We start from the raw sequence: 11019 nt of genomic DNA, 5'->3' as shown, positions 1-11019 counted from the left end.
GCGCCTCACGGCCCGAAGCCCCGGTCACCCGGGCGACGAACCCGTCGGAGGTGCGATCCCCGGAGCGTTGCGCCAACCCGGAGTACCCGAGTTCCCGATCCGAACGTCGCTCAACCTCTCCGGCGAGCGTCGCGGCGCAGGCATCCACCTGTCGTTTCGCCGCCGCAACCACCCCCAGCAGCCGCTCCAACTCGGCGTCGGACGCGCGCGGGAGACCGGAGAGCTCAGGAAGCTCGATCACGGTACCGCCAGACACGCTCACGCCGGAGACCTTTCACTGAGTACCCCCAAAAGAACAGAGATACGAAACACTCGGCACGAGCAAGACCACTATATCGAATGTGTGTGCCCACCGCAAGCACTTTCCACATCGCACCACCAGAATGAACTCATGGCCCTCACCCTCGGATACAAGGCATCCGCCGAGCAGTTCGCGCCGCGCGAGCTCGTCGAGATCGCCGTCGCAGCGGAACAGCACGGCATGGAGAGCGTCGCCGTGAGCGACCACTTTCAGCCGTGGCGGCACGAGGGCGGGCACGCGCCGTTCTCGCTCACCTGGATGGCGGCGGTGGGGGAGCGCACCTCCAAGATCCGCATCGGCACGTCCGTGATGACGCCGACCTTCCGCTACAACCCGGCGGTGCTGGCCCAGGCGTTCGCGACGATGGGCGTGCTCTACCCCGATCGCATCTTCCTGGGTGTCGGCAGCGGCGAGGCGCTCAACGAGATCGCGACCGGGTTCCGCGGAGCCGGCGAGCAGGAGTGGCCCGAGTTCAAGGAACGCTTCGCCCGCCTCCGCGAATCGGTCGACCTCATGCGCCAGCTCTGGACGAGCGACCGCGTCAACTTCGAGGGCGAGTACTACAGCACCCACGACGCATCCATCTATGACCGCCCCGAGCTGCCGATCCCGGTGTACATCGCCGCCGGCGGACCGATGGTCGCGCGCTACGCCGGCCGCGCGGGCGACGGCTTCATCTGCACGTCGGGCAAGGGCATGGCGCTCTACACCGATGAGCTGATTCCGGCCGTCAAGGAGGGCGCCGAGAAGGCGGGCCGCGACTACGCCGGCATCGACCGCATGATCGAGATCAAGATCTCCTACGACACGGATGCCGCGGCAGCTCTCGAGAACACCCGCTTCTGGGCGCCGCTCGCCCTCGGCAAAGAGCAGAAGCACGACATCACCGATCCGATCGAGATGGAGAAGGCGGCGGATGCCCTCCCCATCGAGCAGATCGCCTCGCGTTGGATCGTCGGCAGCGACCCCGACGAGGTCGTCGCCGGTGTGAAGCAGTACGTGGATGCCGGCTTCACCCACCTCGTCTTCCACGCCCCGGGCCACGACCAACGCCGCTTCCTGCACCTCTTCGAAACCGACCTCGCCCCGCGGTTGCGTGCGCTTTCGGTGGTCGAGTAGCGCCCGACGGGCGCGTGTCGAGACCCCATCCATGAACCCCGACAAGAAGACCCAACGCCAGCACACCGTCTGACAGAAGACGGCGAGCTCACCGGCGGCGACCTCAGCCCGGCGATGCTGCGCCGAGCCCGCCGCCGCCCGAGGGAGCTCGGGGCCGCCGGTGTGGCTGCTGCAATGGCTGCTCGAGCGGGTCACCAATCCGCGCCATCCGCCCGCGTAACGTAGGCGCATGCGCGACCCCATCACCGCGAAACAGTTCCACGACGCAGAGGGCATCGACGACTGGCGGGTCGTCTCCGGCGGAGCCTCCGCCGTCTACAAGACCCCCTCCTTCTCAGCGGGCGCCGCCTTCGCGGTGACCATCGCAACGATCGCCGACGAGCTCGACCATCATCCCGACGTCGACCTGCGTGCCCGAAGCGTGACGATCCGCACACGCACGCACTCCACGAACTCGCTCACCGAGATGGATGTCGCCCTCGCCCAGCGCATCCAGCTCGCCGCCCGTGAACTCGACCTCGTCGCCGACGCCTCAGCCGTGCAGACGGTGTTCTTCGCGATCGACACCGGCCGCTTCGACGAGGTGCAGCCGTTCTGGAAGGCCGCGCTCGGCTACAAGGAGCGAGCCGCCAACGAGTTGCACGACCCGAAGCGCCGCGGCCCGCTGTTCTGGTTCAACGACAAACCGCACCGCGCCGGGCGCAACCGCATCCATGTGGATGTCTCCGTGCCGCACGATCTCGCCGAAGCCCGAGTGCAGGCGGTGCTGGATGCCGGCGGCCGGCTGCTCGGCGACCGGTACGCCCCGGCGTGGTGGTCGCTCATCGATGCCGACGGCAACGTCTGCGACATCGCGACCTGGCGCGGCCGAGGCGACGACTAGCAGCTACACGGCGCGCATGCGGTTGTTGCGGGCGTTGTGTTCGACTTCGGCGAGGCCGAGGGCTTCGAGCAGCGGCGGCAGGTAGACGCCGAAGCGACCGCGCAGGCCCTTCTTCTGGCCGTACCAGCCACCGACGGGGTTGTCGGCGGAGCGGCCCCATGCTTCGACGGTGTCGGGGGCGGCATCCTTCTGTTCGTCGGCGCCGCCGAGCGGCATCCAGTCGCCGTGGGCGACGAGCATCGCGTGCAGGTCGTCGATCGCGCGGGCGAGGTAGGTGAGCCGCGTGCCGCCGACTTGGCAGATCAGCAACGGCGGATCAGAGGCGTCGTCACGATGGATCGTGTACTCCGAAGAGAGCGGCGGAGTCTTCAGGCGCCAGGGGTCGTCGGCGGCGCCGGATCCCGACCAGTGCTCAGTCATGGGCTCAGTGTGGTACCGCGCCCGCCGGGGCGTCTTGTATGAACGCGACCACATTCGGAGCGAAGTCGGCCGGACCCTCCGGCGGGTAGTAGCCCCGATACCCGCGGGGCACGCCACCGCTGAACAGCCGGAAGTCGCGAATGAAGTGCGCCTGGTCGTAGTACCCCGCACCGGCGGCGAGTTCGCCGAGCGGGCATCCCGGGTCGGCCATCAGCGACCGTAGCGCACCTTGGAAGCGCACGATGCGCCCCACCGTCTTGGGCGGGATGCCGAGGTGCCGCGCGAAAAGGCGCTCCACCTGGCGCTGCGAGACCCCGGCAGCGGCCGCGAGGTCGGCGACGGATGCGCGGCCGCCCGTCGACGTGAGCGTGTCGAGGGCGCGCGCGAAGGCGGCGGGGGGCGCGGCGAAGCGGTCGAGGAAGAACGCGTCGAGCAGCGCCGCGGCCTCGTCGGGGTCGGGGTCTTCGCGCAGTGCCGCCTCGAGGGCGAGGGCGTGCGGCCCCAGAACGGTGGCGGGGGCGGGCGTGAGGTCGGTGAACGGGGCGAGCGGGCCGCGGGCGAACGGCGCGAGGCCGCCGAGATGGAAGCGCACGCCGGCGATGCGCACGCTGCCGCGCTGGAGGATGCGGATGGGCGCGAGCCGCTGCGCGTCGAGGTTCGATTCGGCCAGCTCGACCGTCGCGCCTGCGATCACCTCACGGCGGTACGGGGCGTCGAAGTTGAACAGCAGGTCGGCACGGGCATCCACGAAGACATCCACCCGCAGGTCGACCACCTCACCGGGAGCCTGGCTGACGAACCAGTAGTGCTCGATGTACGGGCGCAAGGCTTCCGCGGGTGAACGCAGCACGTACATGGGCTGAGGTTACTGGGGGAGGATGGGGGGATGGCACGCGCTCTCGGCCCGTCCCGCAGCCCCATCGGGTATGCGGCAATGCTCGAGCAATTCCACCCCACCGAGATCCTCGGGCTCGCCGCGGCGGCCGAGGCGAACGGATTCGACGGGGTGATGGCGGCCGACCACTTCCAACCCTGGACTCCGCGACAGGGGGAGGCATCCTTCGTCTGGAACGTGCTCTCGGCTCTCGGGCAGACCACCGACGGCGATCTCGGCACGGGGGTGACGGCTCCGACGTTCCGCTTCCACCCGGCGGTCGTCGCGCAGGCGTCGGCGACTCTGGCGGCGATGTATCCGGGGCGCCACTGGCTCGGCCTCGGCAGCGGCGAAGCCCTCAACGAGCACGTCGTCGGACAGTACTGGCCCGACGCCCCCGAGCGCATCGACCGGATGTTCGAGGCGATCGACATCATCCGCAAACTCTTCACGAGCGGCGCGACCGGCAAAGACGTGCGCCACGAGGGTCGCTACTACCGCCTCGAGAGCACGCGGCTGTGGACTGCCCCGACGATCCAGCCGCCGATCTTCGTCGCGGCATCCGGCCCCATCACCGCGAAGCGCGCCGGACGCGTCGCCGACGGCATCATCACCGAGGCTGCCCCGCACGACCGGCTGAGCGCCCTGTTCCAGCGCTTCGACGAGGGGGCGAAAGAGGCGGGCCGCAAGGGCGGCAAGCGCGTCATGCGGGTGCACGTGAGTTGGGCGCCGACCGACGAGGAGGCCATGGCCAACGCGCTCACCGAATGGCCGAACCTCGGGCTGCGGTTCCCGAAGGCCGACATCCGATCGCCGTACGAGATCGAGCAGATGGCGCGCATGGTGCAACCTGCACATTTCGAGGGGCGGCTGCACATTTCCGCCGACCCCGACACGCACCGCGCCTACCTGCAGGGGTTTCTCGACCTCGGCGTCGACCGCATCTACCTGCACAACGTCGGCCGCAACCAGCGGGAGTTCCTCGAGGTGTTCGGGCGCGACGTGCTGCCGGGGCTCAAGCCGTGATGACCGTGTGGGCGATCGAGGGGCTGCCCGAGATCGCGCCCGGCGACGACCTGGCGGTGCTGATCGGCGACGCCGCGGGGGAGCTTCAGGATGGCGACATCCTCGCCGTCACCTCGAAGATCGTGAGCAAAGCCGAGGGTCGCATCGTGCAGGCCGCGGATCGCGAAGACGCGATCACCGCCGAGACCGTGCGGGTCGTCGCGACCCGCGGCGGCACGCGGATCGTCGAGAACGCGTGGGGGCAGATCATGGCCGCTGCGGGTGTCGACGCCAGCAACACCGCCGACGGCACCGTGTTGCTGTTGCCCGCGGACCCCGATGCCTCGGCCCGCTCGATGTGCCTCGCTTTGCGAGAGCGATTCGGCATCCGTCTCGGCGTCGTTATCACCGACACCTTCGGGCGCCCGTGGCGGGAAGGTCAGACCGATGTCGCCCTCGGCGCCGCCGGGGTGCGCGTGCTCGACGACCTGCGCGGCACCCGCGACGCCGCCGGCCACGAGTTGCGGGTCACCCAGCCGGCGGTCGGCGACGAGATCGCCGCCGCGGCCGACCTGGTGAAAGGGAAGGCGAACGGCACCCCGGTCGCCGTTGTGCGCGGCCTCGGGCACCTCGTCACCGAGGAGATCGACCCCGACGGGGCGCAGCCGCTCGTGCGGAAGGCGGATGCCGACATGTTCCGCGTCGGTTCGACCGAAGCCTGGGATGAGGGCTACCGCGCCGGATTGCAGGCCGGTCAGGGTCCCTAACTCTCGGAATCCGTGGGGTCTGTCGACGAGACGTGGATGAAGGGTCGGATTTCCGAGAGAACGGGTAGCTCGAGAACCCGACTTTGGTGGCGGTGACCGAGATGGCGGGCGGCCCCGCCGACGATCGTGGCGGCGTCCTGATCGAGGGAGTGGATGTACTCCGTGTCGGGAATGCCGCTGTCGTCGTGCGTGAAGGCAGATTCCCAGGTGACGCATCGCGCGCGCAATGGCAGACTGCCGAAGATGAGCGAACATTCCGGCACGGGCGCCGGCACAGCTGCCGACCGCCACGCGAGCCGTGACCAGGCACAGAACCCGCCGCTGTCGACCGCCGAGTTCCTGCTGGATGCCCGCGCCGTGATCGCCGCGATCGAGACGGTGATCGACGGCAAGCGCGAGGTGATCGAGACCGCCGTGACGGTGCTGCTCGCCGAGGGCCACCTGCTCATGGAGGACGTGCCGGGCGTCGGCAAGACGATGCTCGCCCGAGCGCTCGCCCGCAGCGTCGACTGCAGCGTCAGCCGCATCCAGTTCACCCCCGACCTGCTGCCGGCCGACATCACCGGCGTGAGCATCTACAACCAGGCGGAGCGCGAGTTCGAGTTCAAGCCCGGTCCGGTGTTCGCGAACATCGTCATCGGAGACGAGATCAACCGCGCCAGCCCGAAGACGCAGTCGGCGCTGCTGGAGAGCATGGAGGAGCGCCAGGTGACGGTGGATGGCGCGTCCTACGCCCTGCCGGATCCGTTCACCGTCATCGCCACCCAGAACCCGATCGAGATGGAGGGCACGTACGCCCTTCCCGAGGCGCAACGCGACCGCTTCACCGCGCGCATCTCGATGGGCTACCCCGACCAGACGGCTGAAGCGGCGATGCTGCGCACCCGCGAGACCGGCAGCCCGCTCGACCGGCTCGCTCCCGTGGTGACGCTCGACCGGTTGCGCAAGATGGTCGAAACCGTGCGGGCGGTGTTCGTCAGCCCCGCGGTCGAGCAGTACGCCGTCGCCATCGCGGCAGCCACCCGCGCCGACCGCGACCTGCGGCTCGGCGCGAGCCCCCGCGCGACCCTGCAACTCGTGCGTGCGAGTAAGGCCCGTGCGGCGCTCGACGGCCGCGACTTCGTGCTTCCCGACGACATCGACGCGCTCGCCGTGCCGGTGCTCGCCCACCGCCTCATCCCCAGCCGGTCGGGGGTGAGCGGCGCCCTCGGCGGCGAGGCGCTCGCCGACATCACGTCGCGCATCGTCGCGGCGACGCCGGTTCCGCTCGGCGCTTCCGGCGCGGTCTGACCGCGGCCCCGACAAAGCAGCGAGGCAACCCATGGCCCGAGCAAAGCCCACAGCCGAGGGAACGCGCGCCTTGCGACGAACCCGCACCGTGCGGCTCACGTGGCGCGCGGGCACGGCGATCGCCCTCGGCATCCTCGCGATCTTCGTCGGCTACGGAACGGGCCGCCGCGAGTACTTCGTCGCCGCGTGCCTCGCCATCCTGCTGCCGCTCGTCGGCCTCGCGTTCGTGCGGTTGCGGCGCCCCAAGCTCGAGGTCTCGCGGCTGTTCTCGCCGCCCGTCGTCGCGGTCGGCGGGGTCGTGCAGGTGACAGTGCGGGTCACCAACGTCGGCGCCTCGCCGAGCACCCCGCTCGCCTGGGATGACGCGCTGCCCTGGCCCGAACCGATCGCAACACGCGAGATCGGGCCGATCGGGCTCGGTCGACGCCGACCCCACATCACCAGTTACGACCTCCACCCACCCCGCCGCGGGCTGTACGCGATCGGCCCGTTCGTGGCCGAGTACGAGGATCCCTTCGGCATGGTCACCGCGACGATGGCGGTCGGCAAGCCCGAGCGTCTCGTCGTCGTGCCGGCCGTGTCGTCGCTCACCGACGGCGGACCGAACCTCATCGACGGCGAGGGCGAAGCGCACCTCGTGCAGCGCAAGGTCGCCGGCAACGACGACGATCTGACGACCCGCGAATACCGCCGCGGCGACGCGCTGCGCCGGGTGCACTGGCGGGCGTCGGCCCGGCGCGGCGAGCTGATGGTGCGCCAAGAGGAGCACCGCAGTCATCCGGATGCCCGCATCCTCGTCGACACCCGCCGACGCGGCTACTCCGACGCGTTCAGCGACACCGGGATGTCGTGGTCGGCCGACTGGGCGAGCGACGCCTTCGAATGGGTCGTCAGGATGACGGCATCCCTCGGTCTGCACCTGGAGCTCGCGGGCTTCCGCGTCACTGTCGAGGAGACCGCACGCTCGCAGATCGAGCCGATCGGCGACCGCTGGGAGGGCCGCCGCGCCGAGGGGTTCCTGACGAGCCTCGCGGCCGTGCAACTGCTCGACCGCACCGTCGAAGAGCTCGCCGCTCTGCCACCGAGCGAAGGGGCGGGGCCGGTCTTCGCGATCCTCGGTGACCCTGAGGATGCCACCGTCGACTGGCTCATCCGGCGCCGGTCGAAGGGCGAGGTGGGGTACGCGTTCCTGGTGCACGCGCGCCCGGGAGTTCTCGAGCGGCTACGCGACGCCGGGTGGACGTGCGTCATCGCGGAGGCGTACGACGATCCCGCGGACGCATGGCGGGATGCCGCGAGCGAGAAGGGGTACACGCGTGGTCCTCGCTGATCAGAAAGTGGTTCGAGTGCCGCCGAAGGCGGCGTATCGAGACCCCACCCCGCACACCCGGCGATCGCGCGAATCCGCTCGCACCTGGATGCGCCTCGCCCTCTTCGCGGTCGCGATGCTGCTCGGATTCGCGAGCCTCGGCACGCTGCTCGAGGGTGTCGTCTGGTGGTTCGCCACGGCACTCGTCGTCGTGCTGCCGATTGTCGCGATCGGGATCGCGACGCAGTTCGCCCGCCGGCCGTGGCAGCCGTTCGTCGCCGGTGCGGTGACCGCCGTCGTGTCGCTCACCTTCGGCTACGCACGCGACGCGGCACTGTTCGGCGTTCTGCCGACCTTCGACACCGTCGGCCGGTGGAGCGAACTGGTCAACGGGGGCGTGCGGAGCATCACGAGCCAGCGCATTCCCGCCGAGGCGACCGAGGGCATCCTCTTCCTCCTCGCGATCCTCGCTGTCGTCGCGGTCGTGTTCATCGCCCCGGCGCTCGACCGGGTTCCCGCGACCGCCGCGCTGCCGCTGCTCGTCGTGCTCGACATCCCGGTCGCGGTGCGCAGCGGGGTCGCCGAACCGCTCTGGTTCGTGCTGACCGTCGTCGTGTTCCTCGCGCTGCTGCGTGTGGGGCGCCGTCGGATGCCGGCCGCCAGTGTCGTCGGAGTGGCGGTCGTCGCGATCGTCGGCTCGCTCGTGCTGCCGGTCGCCTTCCCCGAGACGGAGCGTGAGGCGCGAGTCGACTCGGGGATCGGCACCGGACTCAATCCGTTCATCGACCTCGGCGACGACCTCCGCCGCCCCGACCCCGTGCCCGCCGTGACCTACGTCACGGATGCGCCGGGCGGCATCTATCTGCGACTCGCCACCCTCGACAGGTTCAACGGGGTCACCTGGGAACCCGACGCGCGCACCGATCCCGAGAATGACATCGCACGGTTCCCGCCCGCCCCTGGGCTGAGCGACGAGGTGCCGCGTGCCGGGTACACCGCGACGATCGAGGTGCAGGAGCTGGGTGGGAATTGGCTGCCCGTGCCGTACCCGGCGACGTCGGTGGCGGGCGTCGTCGGGGAGTGGCGGTGGGAACCCGACGGGCTTACGGTGCGCAGCACCGGGACGGATGCGCGCGGCCAACAGTACGACGCGACCTTTCTCGACATCCAGCCTGACCGTGGACAGCTCACCGCCGACACCGAACCCGACGTGTCCGCGCGCTATCTCGACCTCCCCGAGCCGATGCCCGAACTCATCGTGGAGACGGCGGAGCAGGTCGCCGGAACCGGCTCGACGTATCAGCGCGCGATCGCCCTGCAGGAGTTCTTCACCGGCGGCGACTTCGCCTACTCTCTGGAAGCCCCCGTCGAGGAGGGCTACGACGGCTCCGGTGTCGGCGTGATCGAGCGCTTCCTCGAGGTGCGCAGCGGGTACTGCGTGCAGTTCGCGGGGTCGATGGCGGTGATGGCGCGAGTGCTCGGCATCCCGTCGCGCGTCGTCGTCGGATTCCAGCCGGGGGAGTCGAGGCTCGTCGACGGTGCCCGGGTGTTCGAGGTGAGCTCGGACGACCTGCACGCGTGGCCCGAGTTGTACTTCGGTGGCATCGGCTGGCTGCGCTTCGAGCCGACGCCCGGTCGCGGGGCACTTCCCGACTACTCGAACATCGACGCGATCGACGACCCCGAGACGCCCGAGTTCGAGGGCGCGAACCCGTCGGCGGCGCCGGTCGACCCGACGCCTGCCGCCCCCAATCTGCCCGACGAGGAGTTGACTACTGGGGGCGCGGTCGTCGTCGAGCGGCAGAACCCGACACCGATCATCCTCACGATCGCGCTCGTCCTGCTCGCGCTCGTGTTGTCGCCGGCCGGTCTGCGGGCGGGCATCCGGTGGCGACGGATGCGGCGCGTACGTGACGGCGGGGATGCCGCGGCCGCGTGGGCCGAGATCCGCGACACGGCGCACGACCACGACTGGGTCGCGCCGGATTCCGAAACCCCGCGACAACTCGGCTCGCGCCTGGCGCTCGTCGTCGGAGCCGACCCCGTCGCCCGGCTGCAAGGCGGCGTCGAGGCCGCCGCGTTCGACCGCCCCGGGTCGGTGGCGATGACCGTCGAGGATGTCGCCGACCTCCGCCAAGCGATCGCCTCCGCCGCGCCCTTCTTCGTGCGGCTGCGCGCGATCTTCTTGCCGCCATCCCTGACCGCCCGTGCCGGCTTCACTCGGAGAGAAGAACCGCTGGTTGAGTAGCGCGCCGCGAAGCGGCACGCGTGTCGAAACCATGCCCCGAGTTGGCGAGCCGTGGAAACGCAGCAGCCGCGAGACCTCGGGCTGGCTGCGCCGAAGTGCCGTCGCGATCTCACCGGTTGAGTAGCGCGCCGCGAAGCGGCTCGCGTATCGAAACCACGCCTCCCACAGCGATGCACCTAGTGGTACTGTCACCCCATGAGTGGGAATCTCCAGATGGGAGACCGCGGCCGGATCGTCATCCCCGCAGGCATCCGCGAACGACGCAGCTGGCACACCGGTACCCGCCTCGTCGCCGTCGAGACCCCCTCTGGCGTGCTGCTCGCCGATCGCGCTGATCTCGAAGACCTCGTCAGGCGCCAGCTCGCCGGCCGAGACCTCGTCACCGAGTTGCTCGACGAGCGACGCGCGGCTGCAGTCGCTGAGGGGTGAACGTCTTCGACGCCTCGGCCCTTCTCGTCTACCTCGGCGGTGAGAGCGGCGCGGACCAGGTGCGAGGCGCATTGGAACAGGGTGGCGTCGTCTCGGCGGCGAACTGGTCGGAGGTCGCGCAGAAGGTCCGGGCGGCCGGAGCAGACTGGGATGTGGCCCGCGGTCTGCTGCTGGGCTACGCGCTCGTGGTCGAGCCCGTCACTCGAGAAGACGCCGAGCGCGCCGCGGCCCGTTGGCGAGCCGGAGTCGGCCTTTCCCTTGCCGACCGACTCTGCCTCGCGCTGGGCGACCGGCTCGGCGCCGACGTCTGGACTGCGGATGCCGCCTGGGCGTCCGAGGACCGTGTGCAACTCATCCGCTCCGGTGGGTGAGGA

At 70.2% G+C, this 11019-nt stretch carries 11 protein-coding genes and 1 pseudogene; 9 read left to right on the top strand and 3 right to left on the bottom strand.

The window, feature by feature from the left end; genetic code table 11:
* A pseudogene (locus tag WBL06_RS09985) lies at window positions 1–262 on the bottom strand (hypothetical protein); the annotation flags it as partial.
* Between the two features lie 129 nt (window positions 263–391).
* Here WBL06_RS09985 and fgd point away from each other — a divergent pair.
* The gene (gene fgd / locus WBL06_RS09980) at window positions 392–1420 is read left to right on the top strand and encodes a glucose-6-phosphate dehydrogenase (coenzyme-F420) (protein WP_424455843.1); all 1029 of its coding nucleotides are present in this window, start codon (window positions 392–394) and stop codon (window positions 1418–1420) included.
* 229 nt (window positions 1421–1649) lie between these two features.
* On the top strand, window positions 1650–2303 hold the full coding sequence (locus WBL06_RS09975; protein WP_424455842.1) for a 4a-hydroxytetrahydrobiopterin dehydratase: 654 nt from the start codon (window positions 1650–1652) through the stop codon (window positions 2301–2303).
* A gap of 3 nt (window positions 2304–2306) precedes the next feature.
* Here WBL06_RS09975 and WBL06_RS09970 read toward each other — a convergent pair whose 3' ends face one another.
* Both WBL06_RS09970 and WBL06_RS09965 read right to left on the bottom strand, forming a co-directional pair.
* Window positions 2307–2723, bottom strand: a complete 417-nt coding sequence (locus tag WBL06_RS09970) for a DUF6855 family protein (protein ID WP_424455841.1) — start codon at window positions 2721–2723, stop codon at window positions 2307–2309.
* Between the two features lie 4 nt (window positions 2724–2727).
* The gene (locus WBL06_RS09965) at window positions 2728–3579 is read right to left on the bottom strand and encodes a helix-turn-helix domain-containing protein (RefSeq protein WP_424455840.1); all 852 of its coding nucleotides are present in this window, start codon (window positions 3577–3579) and stop codon (window positions 2728–2730) included.
* 30 nt (window positions 3580–3609) lie between these two features.
* On the opposite strand from WBL06_RS09965, the gene WBL06_RS09960 reads away from it, so the two are divergent.
* From WBL06_RS09960 to WBL06_RS09930, 7 genes are all read left to right on the top strand, one after another.
* Window positions 3610–4623: a TIGR03557 family F420-dependent LLM class oxidoreductase gene (locus tag WBL06_RS09960; protein ID WP_424455839.1), complete on the top strand. Its 1014-nt coding sequence runs from the start codon at window positions 3610–3612 to the stop codon at window positions 4621–4623.
* A complete protein-coding gene (locus WBL06_RS09955; RefSeq protein ID WP_424455846.1) occupies window positions 4623–5369 on the top strand; it encodes a coenzyme F420-0:L-glutamate ligase in 747 nt (248 codons plus the stop codon). The genes WBL06_RS09960 and WBL06_RS09955 overlap by 1 nt, the downstream gene beginning before the upstream one ends.
* A gap of 243 nt (window positions 5370–5612) precedes the next feature.
* A complete protein-coding gene (locus WBL06_RS09950; protein WP_424455838.1) occupies window positions 5613–6659 on the top strand; it encodes an AAA family ATPase in 1047 nt (348 codons plus the stop codon).
* Window positions 6660–6690: 31 nt separating this feature from the next.
* Window positions 6691–7989 carry a DUF58 domain-containing protein gene (locus WBL06_RS09945; protein ID WP_424455837.1) on the top strand — a complete coding sequence of 433 codons (1299 nt, stop codon included), beginning with the start codon at window positions 6691–6693 and terminating at the stop codon, window positions 7987–7989.
* Window positions 7990–8005: 16 nt separating this feature from the next.
* On the top strand, window positions 8006–10216 hold the full coding sequence (locus tag WBL06_RS09940) for a transglutaminaseTgpA domain-containing protein (RefSeq protein WP_424455836.1): 2211 nt from the start codon (window positions 8006–8008) through the stop codon (window positions 10214–10216).
* Between the two features lie 195 nt (window positions 10217–10411).
* Window positions 10412–10645, top strand: coding sequence for an AbrB/MazE/SpoVT family DNA-binding domain-containing protein (locus WBL06_RS09935; RefSeq protein ID WP_424455835.1), 234 nt, complete (start codon window positions 10412–10414; stop codon window positions 10643–10645).
* The gene (locus WBL06_RS09930; RefSeq protein ID WP_424455834.1) at window positions 10642–11016 is read left to right on the top strand and encodes a PIN domain-containing protein; all 375 of its coding nucleotides are present in this window, start codon (window positions 10642–10644) and stop codon (window positions 11014–11016) included. Before WBL06_RS09935 ends, WBL06_RS09930 begins: the two co-directional genes overlap by 4 nt.
* The last annotated feature ends 3 nt before the right edge of the window (window positions 11017–11019 follow it).

The organism is Pseudolysinimonas sp., from assembly GCF_049651805.1.
In the GTDB taxonomy this organism is placed as follows: domain Bacteria; phylum Actinomycetota; class Actinomycetes; order Actinomycetales; family Microbacteriaceae; genus Pseudolysinimonas_A.
Note: the sequence above shows the minus strand (reverse complement) of the source record. Positions and strands in the feature narration are given on the sequence as shown.